Below are 19433 nucleotides of genomic sequence, written 5' to 3' on the forward strand. Positions count from 1 at the left end.
CACAAGCGCTTTCGTTTCGCACGCATTTGTTCCACAAGCCTGTGAGGTAAGGAGCGGCGACGTGGACCTGGCTCTGGCGCCGGAGACCCTGGCGCGCTGGCAGTTCGGCATCACCACCGTCTACCACTTCCTGTTCGTCCCCCTGACGATCTCCCTGGCCGCCCTCACGGCAGGCCTGCAGACCGCCTGGGTGCGCACAGAGAAGGAGAAGTACCTCAGGGCCACCAAGTTCTGGGGCAAGCTCTTCCTGATCAACATCGCGATGGGTGTGGTCACCGGCATCGTCCAGGAGTTCCAGTTCGGGATGAACTGGTCCGACTACTCGCGGTTCGTCGGCGACGTCTTCGGTGCCCCGCTCGCCTTCGAGGCCCTGATCGCCTTCTTCTTCGAGTCCACCTTCATCGGCCTGTGGATCTTCGGCTGGGACAAGCTGCCCAAGAAGATCCACCTGGCCTGCATCTGGATGGTCTCGATCGGCACGATCCTGTCGGCGTACTTCATCCTCGCGGCCAACTCGTGGATGCAGCACCCCGTCGGCTACCGGATCAACAAGGCGAGGGGCCGCGCCGAGCTCACCGACTTCTGGGCGGTGCTGACCCAGAACACCGCGCTCACCCAGGTCTTCCACACCATGTCGGCCGCCTTCCTGACCGGTGGCGCCTTCATGGTCGGCATCGCGGCCTTCCATCTGTTCCGCAAGAGGCATATCGCGGTGATGAAGACCTCGCTGCGCCTCGGCCTGGTCACCGTGGTCGTCGCCGGCATGCTCACCGCGATCAGCGGTGACACGCTCGGCAAGGTCATGTTCAAGCAGCAGCCGATGAAGATGGCGGCGGCCGAGGCGCTGTGGGACGGCCAGGACTCCGCACCCTTCTCGATCTTCGCCTACGGCGACGTGGAGAAGGGCCACAACAGCGTGGCCATCGAGATCCCGGGTCTGCTGTCCTTCCTCGCCAACGACGACTTCACCTCGTACGTCCCCGGTATCAACGACGTCAACAAGGCCGAGCAGCAGAAGTACGGTCCGGGTGACTACCGGCCCAACATCCCCGTCACCTTCTGGGCCTTCCGCTGGATGATCGGCTTCGGGATGGCGTCCTTCGCCATCGGCCTCGCCGGGCTCTGGCTGACCCGCAAGAAGTTCATGCTCCCGCAGCACCTGAGGGTCGCCGACGACGAGGTGCCGCATCTGGTCCTCTTGAAGAACAAGGCCCTTAGCCCCAAGCTCGGCAGGCTCTACTGGCTCGTGGCGATCTGGACCCTGGGCTTTCCCCTGATCGCCAACTCCTGGGGCTGGATCTTCACCGAGATGGGCCGCCAGCCGTGGGTCGTCTACGGCGTCCTGCAGACTCGGCACGCGGTCTCCCCCGGCGTCTCCCAGACCGAGGTCCTCATCTCGATGCTGGTCTTCACGGCGCTGTACGCCATCCTCGCCGTCGTCGAGGTGAAGCTGCTCGTGAAGTACGTCAAGGCAGGCCCGCCCGAGCTCACCGAGGCCGACCTCAACCCGCCCACGAAGATCGGCGGCGACCCGCGTGACGCCGACAAGCCGATGGCCTTCTCGTACTAGGCCGAGGGAGATCGAGTCATGGAACTTCACGACGTCTGGTTCGTGCTCATCGCCGTCCTGTGGACCGGCTACTTCTTCCTGGAGGGCTTCGACTTCGGGGTCGGCGTCCTCACCAAGCTGCTCGCCCGCGACCGGACCGAGAAGCGCGTCCTGATCAACACCATCGGTCCGGTGTGGGACGGCAACGAGGTGTGGCTGCTGACGGCGGGCGGCGCGACCTTCGCCGCCTTTCCCGACTGGTACGCCACGCTCTTCTCCGGCTTCTACCTGCCACTGCTGGTCATCCTGGTCTGCCTGATCGTCCGGGGAGTCGCCTTCGAGTACCGGGCCAAGCGGCCCGAGGAGAACTGGCAGCGCAACTGGGAGACCGCGATCTTCTGGACCTCGCTCATCCCCGCGTTCCTGTGGGGCGTGGCCTTCGGCAACATCGTGCACGGGGTGAAGATCGACCAGCACTTCGAGTACGTCGGCACCCTCTGGGACCTGCTCAACCCGTACGCCCTGCTCGGCGGACTGGTGACGCTGACGCTGTTCACGTTCCACGGAACGGTCTTCACGGCCCTGAAGACCGTCGGGGAGATCCGGGAGCGGGCACGGAAGCTGGCGACCCGGGTCGGTATCGTCACGGCCGCACTGGCGCTGATCTTCCTGCTCTGGACGCAGGTCGACAGCGGTGACGCCAAGAGCCTGGTCGCGCTGGTGGTGGCCGTGGCCGCGTTGGTCGCCGCTCTGGTGGCCAACCAGGCGGGTCGTGAGGGCTGGTCGTTCGCGCTGTCGGGCGTCACCATCGTGGCCGCCGTGGCCATGCTCTTCCTGACGCTCTTCCCGAACGTCATGCCGTCCTCGCTCAATGCGGACTGGAGCCTGACGGTCACCAACGCCTCGTCGAGCCCGTACACCCTGAAGATCATGACCTGGTGCGCGGGGATCGCCACACCGGTCGTCCTGCTCTACCAGGGCTGGACCTACTGGGTGTTCCGCAAGCGGATCGGCACGCAGCACATCGCCGAAGCCGCCCACTGAGCCCGATATGGGGCACGTTTCACGTGAAACATGCCCCTTGAGAAGAGGGTGTGTTTCACGTGAAACCGATCGACCCGCGTCTGCTCCGATACGCTCGGGCCACCCGCCTCTTCCTGGTGGCCGTGGTCGGTCTGGGCGGTCTCGGGGCCCTGCTGGTCATTGCCCAGGCGATGCTCATCGCCGAGATCGTGGTCGGTGCGTTCCAGCACGGTCTGGCGGTCGATGAACTCCGTACTCCCCTGCTGCTGTTGGCAGCCGTCGCGGTCGGTCGTGGACTCGTCTCCTGGCTCACCGAGCTCGCCGCACACCGGGCGAGCGCGGCGGTGAAGTCGGAGCTGCGGGGCAGGCTGCTGGAACGGGCCACGGCACTGGGGCCCGGGTGGCTGAGCGGGCAGCGGACGGGTTCCCTGGTCGCCCTCGCCACCAGGGGGGTCGACGCCCTCGACGACTACTTCTCGCGCTATCTTCCGCAGTTGGGCCTTGCGGTGGTCGTGCCGGTGGCGGTGCTGGCGCGGATCGTGACCGAGGACTGGGTCTCCGCGGCCATCATCGTCGGGACGCTTCCTCTCATCCCGGTCTTCATGGTGCTGGTCGGCTGGGCCACGCAGTCCCGGATGGACCGTCAGTGGCGGCTGCTGTCCCGGCTGTCGGGGCACTTCCTGGATGTCGTCGCAGGTCTGCCCACCCTGAAGGTGTTCGGCCGGGCCAAGGCACAGGCCGAGTCGATCCGGCGCATCACCGGCGAGTACCGGCAGGCGACCATGCGGACGCTGCGGATCGCCTTCATCTCCTCCTTCGCCCTGGAGCTGCTGTCGACGCTCTCGGTGGCGCTGGTCGCCGTGACGATCGGGATGCGTCTCGTCCACGGCGAGATGCACCTGTACGACGGCCTGGTCATCCTCATCCTGGCCCCCGAGGCGTATCTGCCGCTGCGGCAGGTGGGGGCGCAGTATCACGCGGCGGCGGAGGGACTGGCGGCCGCCGAGGAGATCTTCACGGTGCTGGAGACTCCGGTACCGGCATCGGGCACCGCCGCGGTACCGGCCGGTGCGCTGGCCTTCGAGCGGGTCACGGTCAGGTACCCCGGGCGCTCGGGGGACGCCGTCACGGACGTGTCCTTCGAGGTCGCGCCCGGGGAGACGGTCGCGCTGGTCGGGCCCAGCGGGGCGGGCAAGTCGACGCTGCTGAACGTCCTGCTGGGATTCGTGCGGCCGGACGGGGGGCGGGTGCGGATCGGGGGAGCCGATCTCGCCGAGGTCGATCTGGAGGAGTGGCGGTCACGCATCGCATGGGTGCCGCAGCGGCCGCAGCTGTTCGCCGGAACGATCGCCGAGAACGTACGGCTGGCCCGGCCCCACGCCGACGACACCGCGGTACGGCGGGCGTTGGGGGACGCGGGGGCCCTGGAGTTCGTCGACGCCCTTCCCCTGGGGGCCGACACCGTGCTCGGCGAGGACGGGGCGGGGCTGTCCGCCGGGCAGCGGCAACGGCTCTCGCTGGCCCGGGCGTTCCTCGCGGACCGGCCGGTACTGCTCCTCGACGAACCGACGGCGGCGCTCGACGGAGCCACCGAGGCGGAGGTCGTGGCGGCGGTACGGCGGCTGGCGGCCGGGCGGACGGTCCTGCTGGTGGTGCACCGACCGGCGTTGCTCGGGGTGGCGGACCGGGTGGTGCGGCTGGCGGAGCCTGCGGCACCGGCTCCCGTGGGCGGCGTGGCCAGCACGTCCACGGCACCATCGGTCGAGGACGGCGGCCCCGCTTCGGCCGAGCCCGTGACGAGCGAGGTGCCGACACGGGCGCGCGGCGTTCTCGCCCGCGTCCGCGCCATGTCCGGCCCCCGACGAGGCCGGCTCGTGCTCGCGCTGCTGCTCGGCAGTCTCGCGCTCGGCAGCGCCGTGGGACTGATGGCCACCTCCGGGTGGCTGATCTCGCGGGCCTCGCAGCAGCCGCCCGTGCTGTATCTGATGGTGGCCGTGACGGCGACCCGTGCCTTCGGGATCGGGCGAGCCGTGTTCCGGTACGCGGAACGGCTGGTGTCGCACGACGCCGTGCTGCGCATGCTCGCCGACACCCGGGTCGCCGTGTACCGGCGTCTGGAACGGCTGGCGCCCGCCGGTCTGCGCACGGCCCGCCGTGGTGATCTGCTCTCGCGGCTCGTCTCCGACGTGGACGCCCTCCAGGACTACTGGCTGCGCTGGCTGCTGCCCGCCGGTGCCGCCGTCGTGGTGTCGGCGGCTTCCGTGGGCTTCACGGCCTGGCTGCTGCCGGCGGCCGGTGCCACGCTGGCCGCGGGCCTGCTCGCCGCCGGAGCCGGTGTCCCGCTCATCACGGGAGCCGTGGCGCGCCGCGCCGAGCGCAGGCTCGCCCCCGCCCGCGGGGCACTGTCGACCCGCGTGACCGATCTCCTCACCGGGACCGCGGAGTTGACCGTCGCCGGTGCCCTGCCCGCCCGTACCGCCGAGGCACGGCGGGCCGACGGCGTCCTGACCCGGATCGCCTCCCGCGCCGCCACCGCCACCGCACTCGGCGACGGCCTCACCGCCCTGATCTGTGGCCTGACCGTCACCGCCACCGCCCTGGTCGGCGCTCAGGCGGTCGCCTCCGGGCGGCTCGGCGGGGTCGCCATGGCCGTCGTCGTGCTCACTCCGCTGGCCGCCTTCGAGGCCGTCCTCGGGCTGCCGCTCGCCGTGCAGTACCGCCAGCGGGTGCGCAGGAGCGCGGAGCGCGTCCACGAGGTGCTGGACGCGCCCGAGCCGGTACGGGAGCCGGAACACGCTCGGCAGGCGCCCGCCTCGCCGTTCCCGGTCGTCCTCAGGGGGCTGACCACCCGGCACGAGGGCCAGGACCGGGACGCGCTCGCGGGCCTCGACCTGACCCTCGCCGAGGGCCGGAGGATCGCCGTGGTCGGTGCCTCCGGCTCCGGCAAGACCACGCTCGCGCAGGTGCTGCTGCGCTTCCTGGACGCGGGCGCCGGCACCTACACCCTGGGCGGCGTGGACGCCTACGGACTGCGCGGCGACGACGTACGGCGGCTGGTGGGGCTGTGTGCGCAGGACGCGCACCTCTTCGACAGTTCGGTGCGCGAGAACCTGCTCCTGGCCAAGAAGGACGCGACCGATGAGGAGTTGCGGGACGCGTTGCGGCGGGCCCGCCTGCTCGACTGGGCCGAGAGCCTGCCCGACGGGCTCGACACGCTGGTCGGAGAGCACGGGGCGTTGCTGTCCGGAGGTCAGCGCCAGCGGCTCGCGCTGGCTCGGGCGCTGCTCGCCGACTTCCCCGTCCTCGTGCTGGACGAGCCCGCCGAGCATCTCGACCTGCCCACCGCCGACGCGCTCACCGCCGATCTGCTGGCCGCCACCGAGGGCCGTACGACCCTCCTCATCACCCACCGCCTGGCCGGGCTCGAGTCGGTCGACGAAGTGGTCGTGCTCGACGAGGGACGGGTCGTGCAGCGGGGTTCCTACGCGGAGTTGGCGGCTGCGGAGGGGCCCCTGCGGAGGATGGCCGAGCGGGAGGCGGAGCCGGAGCTGCTGGTGGCCGCGCACTGACCCGTCCGCAGCAACGTGTCCCCCAGCCGTACGCCTTGAACAGGACCGGAGCCAGGTGCCCGCGGCAGGATCGCTGACATGCGATCACCTCGCCGTCATCCGCTGCTCGTTCCGGCTCTGCTGTGTGCGTTGGCGGTGCTGGTGGCTCGCCCCACGGACGCCGCCGGTGTGGGCCGCCGCAAGGACGGTGACTCGGGGATCAGCGCGCAGGTGGTGCGGCTGTACCAGGACGCGGCGCTGGCGACCGGCCGGTACCAGGCGGGCCGCCAGGAGGCGGAGGCGCAGCGGGCGCGGGAGCAGTGGTTCGAGGAACTGCTCGGCCGGGAGCGGCGGGAGATCGCCGTTCTGCACGAGGGCCTCGGACGTATCGCCCGGGCCCAGTACCGCGACGGCGGTGGTCTCCCGCTCACCGCGCAGATCATCTTCGCGGCCGATCCCGCCGAACTGATGCGGGGTCAGCATGTCTTCTCCCGGACGACGCTGGCCCTCGACAACGCGGTCGAGAAGAGCCGCCGGGCCGAGGCCCGGCTCGCGGCGGACGAGGCGAAGGCCGCGGCGGTCCGGCGGAGGCTGGAGCGGCGCAGTGCCGAACTCGCCACGCTGAAGCGGGACATCGAGCGGACGCTCGAAGAGGCCCGGGGGCAGTTGCAGGGACAGGCCGACGCCTCGGTGGCGGCCGGTTCGTGCCGGGGTGCCGTGCGCCTGGACCAGCCGCAGCAGGCCGCCGAGCAGACCTGGGTCACTCCGGTGGCGGCGTACGAGCTGTCCGCCGGGTTCGGCAGCGGCGGGTCGCACTGGGCGAGCCGGCACACCGGGCAGGACTTCGCGGTGCCGATCGGGACGCCGGTGCGGGCGGTGGGCGCGGGGCGGGTGGTGAAGGTGTCCTGCGGCGGCGCCTTCGGCATCGAGATCGTGATCGAGCACACAGGCGGCTACTACACGCAGTACGCCCATCTCGCCGCCGTCACCGTCGACCAGGGGCAGAGCGTCGCGCCCGGGCAGTGGATCGCCCAGTCGGGCACGAGCGGCAACTCCACCGGTCCGCATCTGCACTTCGAGGTGCGGGTCACGCCCGAGGCGGGCTCGGCGGTGGACCCGGTGCCGTGGCTGGCGGCACGAGGGACACCGGTCGGCTGAGCCGCCCGCTCACTACAGCCGCTCCAGCATCCGCTCGATCACGACGGCCACCCCGTCGTCGTTGTTGGCGACGGTCCGGCCCGAGGCCGCCGCGATCACGTCGGGGTGGGCGTTGCCCATCGCGTACGACTGTCCAGCCCAGGTCAGCATCTCCACGTCGTTGGGCATGTCCCCGAAGGCGACGACCTGCTCGTGCGAGATCCCGCGTTCGGCGCAGCACAGGGCGAGTGTGCTGGCCTTGGAGACGTCGGGGCCGCTGATCTCCAGCAGGGCGCTGGGGCTGGACCGGGTGACGTTGGCGCGGTCACCGATGGCCATGCGGGAGAGGGTGAGGAAGGCGTCCGGGTCGATCGAGGGGTGGTAGGCGAGGATCTTCAGCACCGGCTCGGCGGCACCGGGACCGTCCTCGGCCAGCAGTTCCTCGGCGGGGGCGAGGTTGTCCGGGATCTCCATGTGCAGCTTGGGGTAGTCGGGCTCCTGGTAGAAGCCGTATGTCTGCTCCACCGCGTACACCGTGCCGGGCGCCGCCTCCCGCAGCAGTCGTACGGCGTCCAGGGCGTTCTCCCGGGCCAGCTCGCGTACCTTCACGAACCGGTGGGCGCCGGGGCCGCCGTGCAGGTCGACCACCGCGGCGCCGTTGCCGCAGATCGCGAGACCGTGGCCGTGGACGTGGTCGCTGACGACATCCATCCAGCGGGCGGGGCGGCCGGTGACGAAGAAGACCTCGATGCCGGCCTCCTCGGCGGCGGCGAGGGCCGCCACCGTGCGGGGGGACACCGACTTGTCGTCGCGCAGCAGAGTGCCGTCGAGATCGGTGGCGATCAGGCGTGGCGGTATGCCGGCGGCCGGGGTCTCGGGCTGTCGAGTCGCTGAGGTCACCAGCTCATTCTCCCGCATATGCGTGCACGACCGTGCGGGTGCCCGCACAGGTGAGACATAGATGACGCGGGGGCGGACTCCACCCGCCCCGGTGCCGCTGTCTCAGCCCAGTTGTGCCGGTGCCTCCATGGCGATCTGCTCGAAGACCTTCTGGTCGCTGGCGAAGACGGAGTCGGGGATCGGCCAGTGGATCACGAGTTCCGTGAAGCCGAGTTCCCGGTGGCGGCCAGCGAAGTCGACGAACGCGTCGAGGGACTCCAGCGGGTGGCTACGGTCCGGGGTGAAACCGGTGAGCAGGATCTTGTCCAGGGTGTTCACGTCCCGGCCGAGTGCCGCGCAGGCATCGGTGAGCTTGTCGATCTGACCGCGGAGGGCGTGGCGGGACTGCTCGGGTGTGCCGTTCTCGTACAGCTTCGGGTCTCCGGTGGTCACCCATGCCTGTCCGTGGCGTGCGGCGAGCTTCAGGCCGCGCGGACCGGTGGCGGCCACGGCGAAGGGCAGCCGGGGCCGCTGGACGCAGCCGGGGATGTTGCGGGCCTCGTGCGCCGAGTAGAAGTCGCCCTCGTAGGACACGGAGTCCTCGCTGAGCAGGCGGTCGAGCAGCGGGACGAACTCGGCGAGCCGGTCGGCACGCTCGCGCGGGGTCCACGGGTCCTGGCCGAGCGCGGTGGCGTCGAAGCCGGTGCCGCCCGCGCCGATGCCGAGGGTGACACGGCCGCCGGAGATGTCGTCGAGGGTGATCAGTTCCTTGGCGAGGGTCACCGGGTGCCGGAAGTTCGGCGAGGTCACCAGGGTGCCCAGGCGCAGCCGGTCGGTGACGGCCGCGGCGCCGGTCAGGGTGGGCACGGCTCCGAACCAGGGCCCGTCGCGGAAGGTGCGCCAGGACAGGTGGTCGTAGGTGTATCCGGTGTGGAAGCCGAGTTGCTCCGCGCGCTGCCATGTCTCGCGGCCCCCCTCGTTCCAGCGGCGGTGAGGGAGGATCACGGTGCTCAGGCGCAGACTCATGTGTCCGAGCGTAAGCGGCGGGTCGTGTTTCACGTGAAACAGTGACCAACCGTCACCGTGTGCGGGCGCTGAGCCAGGGACTGAGGCCGACCAGGATGAACTCCTTGTGCACGCGGTCGCCCGGGAGCGGCACCATCAGGAAGTGGCCGGGCGGGAAGCGGCGCGCCTTCACCCAGGCGTGGCCTTCGTAGAGGGCGCGGAGGAAGGCGGGGACGTCGTCGCGTGCGACGTCGGGGCACTCGATTCCGTCCACGGTGATCAGGGCGTCGTCGTCCGGGAACAGGCGCACATCCACCCGGGGCAGGCCGCCGAGCTCGACGTAGGCCTCGTGGGGCAGGGTGCCGTCCGGGTCGGTGGTGACGCCGACGCCTGCCGCGCTGCGGCGTGAGGTCTGGTCGGCGCCGATGTCGTGGGTCACCTCGATGGCGAGGCCGTATTCGGTGGCGAGGGCGCGGAGTGCCGTGACGGCGGCCTCGGTGGTGGGGAGGTGGTCCCTGCCGTTGTCCATGGCGTCGATCATCTCCCACCGGGCTCAGTGCGACTCGGGAAGGCGCAGGTATCGCGGTGGCACGGCCTGGGTGAGCCACACCCCGTTCTCGCTGACGTGGAAGACGTGGCCGTCGCGGTGCATGGCCTGTGCGTCCACGCAGAGCACGACGGGACGCCCACGGCGGGCCCCGACCCGGGTCGCGGTCTCGCGGTCGGCCGACAGATGGACATCGTGCCGGTTCATGGGACGCAGTCCTTCCGTCCGGATCGCGTCCAGGTGGCGGGCCACGGTGCCGTGGTAGAGGTACGGCGGCGGGGGCGCCGCCGGCAGGCCGAGGTCGACGTCGATGCTGTGGCCCTGGCTGGCGCGGATGCGGGTGCCGTCGATCGCGAAGCGCTGTTTGTCGTTGGCGGCGACCACGTGGTCCAGCTCGTCCCGGGTGAAGCGGAAGCCGTGCGCGGTGGCCGCGGCGATCAGCTCGTCGATCTCGACCCAGCCGGCCTCGTCGAGCGTGAGTCCGATCCGCTCGGGCTGGTGGCGCAGATGCTTCGAGAGGTACTTCGACACCTTGACGGTGCGTCTCTCGTCGCTCTCGCGTGGCTTGTTCTCGTTCATCCCGCCAGGGTGCCGGGAGAGACGTGAATCACGCGAATGATTTTGACTCGGATGTTTGATCCACAACCAACTGTAGTTATCCACAGGCTACTTGGCGTTTCTGTGGACAACTCCCTGTCATGTCAGCCCTCTTCGTCAAGATCAACTGGGGGGCGCCCACTTGACGTGAGCGCATCCAACTTCCTTGCCCGCACCTCCCGTTCGGCCGCCAGCACAAAGAACTCCGCCACCCGCTCCGTCCCAACAAGCCCCTCCACCGCCCGCATCGTCTCCTCGGGCACGGCCACGGAACGTGACGCGGCACGCCTGTCCGGCGTCTCCTCCGTCGCGAGGTGCTGCCGCAGCTGCCGTACCGCCAACAGCCGCATTGCTCGCGCGAGTTCGGCGTCCACGGTCTGCTGCGCGAGGGGCCGCAGCCGTCGTACCAGGGAGGCCGCTTCGGTGGCATCCGCGTCGGTCGGTGGGTGTGGTCCTTGCAGGTAGCGGGCGAAGACGTGCTCGGTGGTGAACTCCAGGAAACGGGCGGCGATGTGCTCGACCTGCCCCCTCAACTCCCGCAGGTGGCCCGAGATCGCGGAGAGCGGTACTCCGGAGGCATGCAACTCGGCTGCCACGGCGAGCTCTTGGGGGCTCGGCACGAGGAAGGAGTCCTTGTCTCCGGGCACCGGCTCCAGCACCCCGAGTTCCACCGCCTCGGCCACCGCGGCCTCGTCGGGGATGCCGCCGAAGCGTGCGTCCAAGTCGGCCCGGGAGATACGGACGGCCTCCTCGTCGGTCCACGGGCCGTCCACCTCGGCGACCAGACCGAGGATCCCGCCGAGGCCGCGGCCGGAGTCGTAGGCATCCAGGAGCTCCTTGATGGAGGCCAGGCCGTAGCCGCGGTCGAGGAGGTCGGCGATCTGCCGCAGCCGGACGAGGTGGGAGTCGGTGTAGATGTTGGCGCGGCCGCGGCGCTCGGGGCGGGGGAGCAGTCCGCGGTCCTGGTAGGCGCGGATGGTGCGGACGGTGGCGCCACTGAGATGCGCGAGGTCCTCGATCCGGTAGGCGGGGGTGTCGCTCACAAGGCCGCCCTCGCCGCCGGTGACCGCTGCAGGTACTCCACCGCACGGCTCAACGACCCTTCCCGAGAAGGGTGGTAGGACCGCCGGAGGTAGCGTGGTACGGCCGCGCCCAGCTCTCGCCAGGGCGGCAGCAGGCCCTTTCGTACGGCCTTCTCGTGCTCCTTGAGCGAGTAGCGCGCCCGTCCCGCCGGCTGTGGATCGTGACGCATCAGATAGGCCGTCCCCCATACCCACAGGTACAGCATCACCGGGGCCGTCACCGCCATGCCCGCGATCCGGCGGGCGTAGCGGGCTGTGCCGGTGCCGCCGCAGTGCTGGTACATGTCGAAGGCGACCGCGCGGTGTTCGACCTCCTCGGCGCCGTGCCAGCGCAGCAGGTCGAGCATGACCTCGTCGGCGCCGGCCCGGTCGAGACCGTCGGCGGCCAGGACCCAGTCGCCGAGCACCGCCGTGAACTGTTCGACGGCGGCCACGACCGACAACCGGAACCGCAGCCACTCGCGCGCGGGAATGGGCGCGTTGAGCGGTGGCCGCTCGCCGAGCAGCCGCTCGAAGAGGAAGTCGGCGTACTTGGTGAAGTCGGTGGTGTCGAGCCGCTGAGCCGCCAGGTGGTCCAGTACGTGGGTGTGCTGGACGCTGTGCGTGGCCTCCTGGCCCATGAACCCCTTGACGTCGGCGCGGAGTTCGGGGTCCGTGATCAGCGGCAGGCCCTCCCTGAAGACCTTCACGAACCAGCGCTCCCCCGCCGGCAGCAGCAGGTGCAGGACGTTGATGACGTGGGTGGCGGTGGGCTCGCCGGGGATCCAGTGCAGCGGAGTGCGGGACCAGTCGAAGGCCACCCGGCGCGGGGCGATCTCGTGGCTCACTTCGGCGGCTCCAGCCGGGCGATCGCCCGCAGTGTCTTCGGCGCCCACCGGGCCAGGGCGTGCGCGCCGCGGGCCTCGGGGGTGACCGGTACGACGGCCTGGTTGCGCACGACCGCTCTCAGGATCGCGTCGGCGACCTTCTCGGGCGGGTAGTTCCGCAGCCGGTAGAGGCGGGCCGTGCGCTTCTGGCGGCGTTTCTCCTCGTCCGCGTCGACGCCCGCGAAGCGCGCTGTGGAGGTGATGGCGGTGTTGACGATGCCGGGGCAGATCGCCGAGACACCGATCCCCCGGCCTGCCAGTTCCGCGCGCAGGCTCTCGCTGAGCATGAGGACGGCGGCCTTGGAGGTGCCGTAGGCGGACAGCGCCCGGGAGGGCTGGTAGGCGGCCGCCGAGGCGATGTTGACGATGTGGCCGCCCTGTCCGCGCTCGGCCATCTGCCTGCCGAAGAGCCGGCAGCCGTGGATGACGCCCCACAGGTTGACGTCGAGGACCTTCTTCCAGTCCTCGGTGGTGGTGTCGAGGAAGGAGCCGCCGATGCCGATGCCGGCGTTGTTGACCAGGACGTCCACCACGCCGTACTCGACGGCGACCTTGGCGGCGAGCTTTTCCATGGCCTGTTCGTCGGAGACGTCGACGGTCTCCGCCCAGGCCTCGGGGGCGCCGAGCAGCCGGGACAGTTCGGCGGTGCGGGCGGCGGATTCGGTGTCCCGGTCGACGGCCACCACGCGCGCGCCGGCCTCGGCGAAGGCGAAGGCGGTGGCCCGTCCGATGCCGCTGCCCGCGCCGGTGACGAGGACGAGCTGCCCGCCGAACCGGTCGGCGTGCTTCCCGGTCGCCCGCACGGTGGTGCGGCCGCCTTCGACGGACGTCACGAACTCCGTGATCCATGACGACAGCTGGTCGGGCCGGGAACGGGGGATCCAGTGCTTGGCGGGCAGGGTGCGCCGGGTCAGCCGCGGTACCCACTGCTCCAGGCCGTCGTTGAGCTTCTCCGAGAGGAACGCGTCGCCCAGGGGCGTGATGAGCTGCACGGGCGCGTGTGCGTAGGCGTCGGTGCGGGGGTGGCGCAGCCGGGCCCGGATGTTGTCCCGGTACAGCCAGGCGCCGTGGGCCGCGTCGGCGGGCAGCGAGGCGGTCGGGTAGCCGTCGGCGGGGACCTTCTCGGCCCGCTCCAGCACGCGCGGCCAGACCTTGCCGAGCGGGCCGCGCCAGGCCAGTTCCGGCAGGGCGGGGGTGTGCAGTGCGTACACGTACCAGGACTTGGCGCCCTGGCCGAGGAGCTGGCCGATGCGGCGGGGGGTGGGGCGCCTGAGGCGGCCCGCGATCCAGTGGCCGAAGTGGTCGAGGGACGGTCCGGACATCGAGGTGAAGGAGGCGATGCGGCCCTCGGTGCGCGGGACGGTGACGAACTCCCAGGACTGCACCGAGCCCCAGTCGTGTCCGACCAGGTGCACGGGCCGGTCCGGGCTGACGGCGTCCACGACGGCCAGGAAGTCGTCCGTCAGCTTCTCCAGGGTGAACCCTCCGCGCAGCGGCTTCGGTGCCGTGGAGCGGCCGTGGCCGCGGACGTCGTAGAGGACGACGTGGAAGCGGTCGGCGAGGCGGGAGGCGACGTCGGACCAGACCTCCTTGCTGTCCGGGTAGCCGTGCACCAGGACGACGGTGGGCTGTCCGGGGTCGCCCAGTTCGGCCACGCACAGGTCGACTCCGCCGGTCCGTACCCGGCGCTCGCGCGCGTCTTCGAGCAAGGTCACTTCTCCTCCGCCCAGCGCCGCACGTGCGGCAGATCGTCGTCCAGCCAGAAGGCGCTCTGCTCGGGGTCCCGGGAGTCGGTGACGACCAGGATCTCCTCGAACTTGGCGCCCGTGCCCCGGAATCCGAGATGGGGCTCGACCGCCCACAGGCCCGGCTGCGGCGGGTGGTCGGAGAAGCGGTACGGCGACCACAGGGGCGACCAGCCCTCCCGGTGACCGTGCAGCGCGTCGGCCGCCAGGCCCTTCAGGGACTGGGTGCCGAACCCGAACACCTGCGGTGACCAGCGGCGTTGCTTGACCCGGTCGACCTTGTGGGCGATCACGCCGAAGGGGTACGCGCGGTGCCGGTTGGCGTAGCCCTGGCGGACCATGAGCCGGTCGACGTCCTCGTAGATCTCGCGCAGGGACCGCCGCTCACGGACCTCGCGCAGGATCAGCTCGCGGTGCGCCTCCAGGTCGGCCATCAGCCTGTCCTGGACGGGGTTGACGCCGAGCGAGCCGGAGTAGCCGATGTCCGCGGTGCAGCCCTCGTGCACCGGGGCCATGTCCAGGATGAACGGCATCCCGGGCTCCAGGCGGCGGTCGGTGGGGAAGAACTGGAGCGGAACGCGGAAGCCCGTGAACGCCGTGCGGTCCCCGAACCAGGCGAAGGGCAGGTGGAACCAGTCCCGTACGCCCCGCTCCCGCAGCCACTCGCGCTGCATCCGGGCGGCCTGCCGCTCGCTCACGCCGGGCTCCAGGTGGGCCGCGACCGCCTCCGCGCAGTCGTAGGCGAGCCGCTGGACCTGCCTGAATCCCCGCAACCGGGTGGAGAGTCCGCTGTTCGCTGCTGTGGTCATGCCGCCTCGTCCCCGTCGACCGCGGTACGTGCCCGTAACGTGACACTGGCGAATGTGACAGTCGTTGGAGGCTGCGTCAATAGGGCCCGGAGCGAGTGTGGAAAAGCCCGGCGATGTGGAAAACGGGGGGCGCGTTGTGGGACCTCAGGGTGACCCCTAGGTGCCCGTACCTCTGGAGTCTGATGCCGATGCAGCTCTGCGGGGTGACGACCTGAGTGGTCCGCGTCACTACTGTCGGGGATGTGACTGTGATCGCGACCGAAAGCCTGAGCAAGCGGTTCCCCCGGGTGACCGCGCTTGACCGGCTCTCCTTGGACGTCGGACCCGGTGTTACCGGACTCGTCGGCGCCAACGGAGCCGGCAAGTCCACCATGATCAAGATCCTGCTGGGTCTGTCCCCCGCGTCCGAGGGCCGTGCCGAAGTGCTCGGGCTCGACGTCGCGACCGAGGGCGCCGCCATCCGCGAGCGGGTCGGCTACATGCCGGAGCACGACTGCCTGCCGCCCGACGTCTCGGCCACCGAGTTCGTCGTGCACATGGCCCGCATGTCCGGCCTGCCGCCCACCGCCGCGCGGGAGCGCACCGCGGACACCCTGCGCCATGTCGGCCTGTACGAGGAGCGCTACCGCCCCATCGGCGGCTACTCCACCGGCATGAAGCAGCGCGTGAAGCTCGCGCAGGCCCTGGTCCACGACCCGCAGCTGGTCTTCCTCGACGAGCCGACCAACGGCCTCGACCCGGTCGGCCGCGACGACATGCTGGGCCTGATCCGCCGTATCCACACCGACTTCGGCATCTCGGTCCTGGTCACCTCGCACCTGCTGGGCGAGCTGGAGCGTACCTGCGACCACGTCGTCGTCATCGACGGCGGCAAGCTCCTGCGCTCCAGCTCCACCACCGACTTCACCCAGACCACGGCGACCCTCGCGGTCGAGGTCACCGACACCGATGCGCACCCGGACGGCACCCGCGCGGTGCGCGAGGCGCTCCACGCGCGCGGGATCGAGGTCCTCGACTCCCAGAGCGGGCTGCCGGGCGCCGGCCACATCCTGCTGCTGACCGCACAGGGCGAGGAGACCTACGACGTCGTCCGGGACGTCGTCGCCGACCTCGGCCTCGGCCTGGTCCGCATGGAGCAGCGCAGGCACCACATCTCGGAAGTCTTCACGAACGAGGACGAGCAGCGGAAGGAGGCCGTCGGCCATGGCAGTTGAGCACCCGGTCACCGTCCCCTCGGGCGACCAGACCCGCATCCACAACATCGGCTACCGCACGTACGACGGGCCCCGCCTCGGCCGTTCCTACGCCACCCGCTCGCTGTACTCGCAGTCCCTGCGCGGCGCCTACGGCCTCGGCCGCTCGGTGAAGTCCAAGGTGCTGCCGATGCTGCTGTTCGTCGTGATGTGCGTGCCCGCGGCCATCATGGTGGCCGTCGCGGTCGCCACGAAGGCGAAGGACCTGCCCGTCGACTACACGCGCTACGCGATCATCATGCAGGCCGTCATCAGCCTGTACGTCGCCTCGCAGGCACCCCAGTCCGTCTCGCGCGACCTGCGCTTCAAGACCGTGCCGCTGTACTTCTCGCGGCCCATCGAGACGGCGGACTACGTGCGCGCGAAGTACGCGGCGCTGGCTTCGGCGATGTTCATCCTGACGGCCGCCCCGCTGATCGTGCTCTATGTGGGCGCGCTCCTGGCCAAGCTGGACTTCGCCGACCAGACCAAGGGGTTCGGGCAGGGACTCGTCTCCGTGGCGCTGCTCTCGCTCCTCTTCGCCGGTATCGGCCTGGTGATCGCGTCGGTCACTCCGCGCCGCGGCTTCGGCATCGCTGCCGTGATCGCCGTCATGACCATCTCCTACGGCGCGGTCTCCACCCTGCAGGCCATCGCCGATGCCCAGGGCAGCTCCAGTGCCGTCCCGTGGATCGGCCTGTTCTCGCCGGTCACGCTCATCGACGGACTGCAGTCCGCGTTCCTCGGCGCGAACTCGGCGTTCCCGGGAGCGGTCGGCCCGTCGAACGGCGAGGGCGTGGTCTACGTCCTGGCCGTCCTCGGCCTGATCGCCGCGTGCTACGGCCTCCTGATGCGCCGCTACAAGAAGGTGGGACTGTGACCACGCTCCAGATCGACCATGTCTCCCGCTGGTTCGGCAACGTGGTCGCCGTCAACGACATCACCATGACCATCGGCCCCGGCGTCACCGGCCTCCTGGGCCCCAACGGCGCCGGAAAATCCACCCTCATCAACATGATGGGCGGCTTCCTCGCCCCCTCCACCGGCACCGTCACCCTCGACGGACAGCAGGTGTGGCGCAACGAGGCCATCTACCGGCACATCGGCATCGTCCCCGAGCGCGAGGCGATGTACGACTTCCTCACCGGCCGCGAGTTCGTCGTCGCCAACGCCGAGCTGCACGGCCTCGGTGCCAAGGCGGCCCAGCAGGCGCTGGCCACGGTCGAGATGGAGTACGCGCAGGACCGCAAGATCTCTACGTACTCCAAGGGCATGCGCCAGCGCGTGAAGATGGCGAGCGCGCTGGTCCACGACCCGTCGCTGCTCCTGCTAGACGAGCCCTTCAACGGCATGGACCCCCGCCAGCGGATGCAGCTCATGGATCTGCTGCGGCGCATGGGCGACGAGGGCCGCACCGTGCTGTTCTCCTCGCACATCCTCGAAGAGGTCGAGCAGCTCGCCTGGCACATCGAGGTGGTCGTCGCGGGCCGGCACGCGGCCAGTGGCGACTTCCGCAAGATCCGCCGCCTGATGACCGACCGTCCGCACCGCTACCTGGTGCGTTCCAGCGACGACCGTGCCCTCGCGGCCGCGCTGATCGCCGACCCGTCGACGTCGGGCATCGAGGTCGACCTGGCGGAGGGCGCGTTGCGCATCCAGGCCGTCGACTTCGGCCGTTTCACCGCGCTGTTGCCCAAGGTCGCGCGCGACCACGGCATCCGGCTGCTCACGGTCTCGCCCTCCGACGAGTCCCTCGAGTCCGTCTTCTCGTATCTCGTCGCGGCGTAGGAGGCCCAAAGATGTACGACCCCACAGTCGCCCGGCTCACCTACCGGGCCCTGCTCGGCCGCCGCCGGGCCCTCATCCTGGGCGCCCTGCCCCTGCTGCTGATCGTGATCTCCGTGATCGTGCGCGCCCTGGTCGGCGCCGACGACCAGACCGCCTCCGACCTGCTGGGCGGGCTCGCGCTCGCCACCATGGTGCCGATCATCGGCGTCATCGCGGGCACCGGCGCGATCGGCCCGGAGATCGACGACGGCTCGGTGGTGTACCTGCTGTCCAAGCCGCTCAAGCGGCCGACGATCATCTTCACCAAGCTGATCGTGGCGATCGCCGTGACGATGGTGTTCTCGGCGCTGCCGACGCTGATCGCGGGCTTCATCCTCAACGGCAACGGCCAGCAGATCGCCGTCGCCTACACGGTGGCCGCGCTGGTCTCCTCGATCGCCTACGCGGCCCTCTTCCTGCTGCTGGGCACGGTGTCCCGGCACGCGGTGGTCTTCGGTCTGGTCTACGCGCTGGTCTGGGAGGCCCTGTTCGGCTCCCTGGTCGCCGGCGCGAGGACCCTGAGCGTCCAGCAGTGGTCGCTGGCCGTGGCCCACAAGGTCGCGGGCGGGGACCTGGTCACCTCGGACGTCGGACTGCCGACGGCCACGGTGCTGCTGGTCGTGGTGACCGTCCTCGCGACCTGGTACGCGGGACAGAAGCTGCGGTCGCTGACGCTGGCGGGCGAGGAGTAGGCGCCGCTGACGTACCGCTGATGTCCCGCTTACTGACGGGGACTTCACCGTTGTCCGGGCAGACTGGACAAAGGGGAACGTTCGGCTGCGAGTCGAAGGGAACGGGCATGGCAGACGACTGGGACGACCTCGTTCTGGACGAGGACTTCATACGGTCCGCGGGGACGACCGAGCCGTCTGCCCGCGCCCGGATGCTGGCGGCGCGCTGGCGTGACGAGGAGCCCGAACCGCAGCCCTGGCGCTCCGACGAGCCGCCCGCCGGGTGGTTCTTCAGCAAGCGCCGACGGCGGTGGCGGCGCCGGTAGCCTCGAACACACGGCCGCATTTAATCGGTGGCGCCCAACTCGTCGTACAGGCACAGTGGTTGTGTTCACATCGCCGGACGACACACCGGCGCCACGTTCTGGGAGAGGAGCCGGACGACGTCTCTGCACGACAGTACGTCCAGCTCCCGTCAGGGCAGCCCGCGGAGGACTCCGGTGTAGTTACGCCACCGTGGAGTCCACCCGCAGGAACCGCCCGGGGCGGCCGCTTCGAGCACGCGACGTCGCTCTCGCGTGAGGCCGCCCACCCGGAGGATTGGCCGAGTGGTAAGGCACCGGCTTGCTAAGCCGTGGTCGGGCCTGGAAAGCCCGCGCACGTTCGATTCGTGCATCCTCCGCGAGACGTTGTCACTGGGACTTTGCCGGCTTCTTGGCGCAAGTACAGCAAGAAGCGGGGTCGAATCCCGGGGCTTTCTGCTCGGTGTCGCCGTGGCAGTCGAGCTGGGGGCCGGCTTCGTGCCCGTTCGGAAGAGCGAGCGGACCACCGCACCGGATTACCGTCGGCTCCGGACGCAGCTGAACTCCGTGCGGTCCGGGCGCTGCTGTCGTACGACGAGCTGCGGGCCGTCCAG

Annotated in this window: 17 protein-coding genes and 1 tRNA gene; 10 read left to right on the plus strand and 8 right to left on the minus strand. The window is 70.4% G+C overall.

Features of this window, described 5'->3' with window-relative positions; translation table 11 throughout:
- Positions 1 to 61 precede the first annotated feature (61 nt).
- The 4 genes from RKD20_RS22480 to RKD20_RS22495 all read left to right on the plus strand — a co-directional run bounded on the left by RKD20_RS22480 (position 62) and on the right by RKD20_RS22495 (position 7278).
- Positions 62 to 1570: a cytochrome ubiquinol oxidase subunit I gene (locus RKD20_RS22480; RefSeq protein ID WP_424879288.1), complete on the plus strand. Its 1509-nt coding sequence runs from the start codon at positions 62 to 64 to the stop codon at positions 1568 to 1570.
- An 18-nt stretch (positions 1571 to 1588) separates the two neighbouring features.
- Positions 1589 to 2593: a cytochrome d ubiquinol oxidase subunit II gene (gene cydB, locus RKD20_RS22485; protein WP_424879289.1), complete on the plus strand. Its 1005-nt coding sequence runs from the start codon at positions 1589 to 1591 to the stop codon at positions 2591 to 2593.
- A gap of 59 nt (positions 2594 to 2652) precedes the next feature.
- Positions 2653 to 6141 (plus strand): thiol reductant ABC exporter subunit CydD, encoded by a 3489-nt coding sequence (gene cydD, locus RKD20_RS22490; RefSeq protein ID WP_424879290.1) that lies wholly within the window; start codon positions 2653 to 2655, stop codon positions 6139 to 6141.
- Between the two features lie 78 nt (positions 6142 to 6219).
- Positions 6220 to 7278, plus strand: a complete 1059-nt coding sequence (locus tag RKD20_RS22495) for a M23 family metallopeptidase (protein ID WP_424879291.1) — start codon at positions 6220 to 6222, stop codon at positions 7276 to 7278.
- 12 nt (positions 7279 to 7290) lie between these two features.
- Here RKD20_RS22495 and RKD20_RS22500 read toward each other — a convergent pair whose 3' ends face one another.
- From RKD20_RS22500 to RKD20_RS22535, 8 genes are all read right to left on the minus strand, one after another.
- The gene (locus tag RKD20_RS22500; RefSeq protein ID WP_424879292.1) at positions 7291 to 8175 is read right to left on the minus strand and encodes an HAD family hydrolase; all 885 of its coding nucleotides are present in this window, start codon (positions 8173 to 8175) and stop codon (positions 7291 to 7293) included.
- 84 nt (positions 8176 to 8259) lie between these two features.
- Positions 8260 to 9162 carry an LLM class flavin-dependent oxidoreductase gene (locus tag RKD20_RS22505; protein WP_424879293.1) on the minus strand — a complete coding sequence of 301 codons (903 nt, stop codon included), beginning with the start codon at positions 9160 to 9162 and terminating at the stop codon, positions 8260 to 8262.
- A 52-nt stretch (positions 9163 to 9214) separates the two neighbouring features.
- Positions 9215 to 9670 carry a hypothetical protein gene (locus RKD20_RS22510; protein ID WP_424879294.1) on the minus strand — a complete coding sequence of 152 codons (456 nt, stop codon included), beginning with the start codon at positions 9668 to 9670 and terminating at the stop codon, positions 9215 to 9217.
- Between the two features lie 24 nt (positions 9671 to 9694).
- Entirely contained in the window at positions 9695 to 10267 is a 573-nt protein-coding gene (locus RKD20_RS22515; protein ID WP_424879295.1) for an RNA 2'-phosphotransferase, read from the minus strand.
- Positions 10268 to 10389: 122 nt separating this feature from the next.
- Positions 10390 to 11328 carry a MerR family transcriptional regulator gene (locus RKD20_RS22520; RefSeq protein WP_424879296.1) on the minus strand — a complete coding sequence of 313 codons (939 nt, stop codon included), beginning with the start codon at positions 11326 to 11328 and terminating at the stop codon, positions 10390 to 10392.
- Positions 11325 to 12194: a metal-dependent hydrolase gene (locus RKD20_RS22525; protein WP_424879297.1), complete on the minus strand. Its 870-nt coding sequence runs from the start codon at positions 12192 to 12194 to the stop codon at positions 11325 to 11327. The genes RKD20_RS22520 and RKD20_RS22525 overlap by 4 nt, the downstream gene beginning before the upstream one ends.
- Entirely contained in the window at positions 12191 to 13948 is a 1758-nt protein-coding gene (locus tag RKD20_RS22530; RefSeq protein WP_424879298.1) for an SDR family oxidoreductase, read from the minus strand. Before RKD20_RS22530 ends, RKD20_RS22525 begins: the two co-directional genes overlap by 4 nt.
- Positions 13945 to 14787, minus strand: a complete 843-nt coding sequence (locus RKD20_RS22535) for a M24 family metallopeptidase (protein WP_424879299.1) — start codon at positions 14785 to 14787, stop codon at positions 13945 to 13947. Before RKD20_RS22535 ends, RKD20_RS22530 begins: the two co-directional genes overlap by 4 nt.
- 248 nt (positions 14788 to 15035) lie before the next feature.
- Between RKD20_RS22535 and RKD20_RS22540 the strand changes: the two genes are divergently transcribed.
- The 6 genes from RKD20_RS22540 to RKD20_RS22565 all read left to right on the plus strand — a co-directional run bounded on the left by RKD20_RS22540 (position 15036) and on the right by RKD20_RS22565 (position 19199).
- Complete coding sequence (locus tag RKD20_RS22540; RefSeq protein ID WP_424883290.1) at positions 15036 to 16001, plus strand: ABC transporter ATP-binding protein; 966 nt, start codon at positions 15036 to 15038, stop codon at positions 15999 to 16001.
- Complete coding sequence (locus RKD20_RS22545; protein ID WP_007383217.1) at positions 15991 to 16899, plus strand: hypothetical protein; 909 nt, start codon at positions 15991 to 15993, stop codon at positions 16897 to 16899. The genes RKD20_RS22540 and RKD20_RS22545 overlap by 11 nt, the downstream gene beginning before the upstream one ends.
- A complete protein-coding gene (locus tag RKD20_RS22550; RefSeq protein WP_020119556.1) occupies positions 16896 to 17807 on the plus strand; it encodes an ABC transporter ATP-binding protein in 912 nt (303 codons plus the stop codon). The genes RKD20_RS22545 and RKD20_RS22550 overlap by 4 nt, the downstream gene beginning before the upstream one ends.
- Positions 17808 to 17818: 11 nt before the next feature.
- Positions 17819 to 18538 carry an ABC transporter permease gene (locus tag RKD20_RS22555; RefSeq protein WP_020119557.1) on the plus strand — a complete coding sequence of 240 codons (720 nt, stop codon included), beginning with the start codon at positions 17819 to 17821 and terminating at the stop codon, positions 18536 to 18538.
- 107 nt (positions 18539 to 18645) lie between these two features.
- Positions 18646 to 18843, plus strand: a complete 198-nt coding sequence (locus RKD20_RS22560) for a hypothetical protein (protein ID WP_007383214.1) — start codon at positions 18646 to 18648, stop codon at positions 18841 to 18843.
- A 268-nt stretch (positions 18844 to 19111) separates the two neighbouring features.
- A tRNA-Ser gene (locus RKD20_RS22565) sits at positions 19112 to 19199 on the plus strand.
- Positions 19200 to 19433 lie beyond the last annotated feature (234 nt).

It is taken from the genome of Streptomyces sp. SLBN-8D4, from assembly GCF_049739545.1.
GTDB lineage: Bacteria > Actinomycetota > Actinomycetes > Streptomycetales > Streptomycetaceae > Streptomyces > Streptomyces canus_C.

Excerpts from the sequence above, each read along its gene's own strand:
- RKD20_RS22510 (WP_424879294.1), bottom strand. The coding sequence starts at position 9,670 with ATGGACAACGGCAGGGACCACCTCCCCACCACCGAGGCCGCCGTCACG.
- RKD20_RS22535 (WP_424879299.1), bottom strand. The coding sequence starts at position 14,787 with ATGACCACAGCAGCGAACAGCGGACTCTCCACCCGGTTGCGGGGATTC.
- RKD20_RS22500 (WP_424879292.1), bottom strand. The coding sequence starts at position 8,175 with ATGCGGGAGAATGAGCTGGTGACCTCAGCGACTCGACAGCCCGAGACC.
- RKD20_RS22560 (WP_007383214.1), top strand. The coding sequence starts at position 18,646 with ATGGCAGACGACTGGGACGACCTCGTTCTGGACGAGGACTTCATACGG.
- RKD20_RS22555 (WP_020119557.1), top strand. The coding sequence starts at position 17,819 with ATGTACGACCCCACAGTCGCCCGGCTCACCTACCGGGCCCTGCTCGGC.
- RKD20_RS22545 (WP_007383217.1), top strand. The coding sequence starts at position 15,991 with ATGGCAGTTGAGCACCCGGTCACCGTCCCCTCGGGCGACCAGACCCGC.
- cydB (WP_424879289.1), top strand. The coding sequence starts at position 1,589 with ATGGAACTTCACGACGTCTGGTTCGTGCTCATCGCCGTCCTGTGGACC.
- RKD20_RS22515 (WP_424879295.1), bottom strand. The coding sequence starts at position 10,267 with ATGAACGAGAACAAGCCACGCGAGAGCGACGAGAGACGCACCGTCAAG.
- RKD20_RS22495 (WP_424879291.1), top strand. The coding sequence starts at position 6,220 with ATGCGATCACCTCGCCGTCATCCGCTGCTCGTTCCGGCTCTGCTGTGT.
- RKD20_RS22505 (WP_424879293.1), bottom strand. The coding sequence starts at position 9,162 with ATGAGTCTGCGCCTGAGCACCGTGATCCTCCCTCACCGCCGCTGGAAC.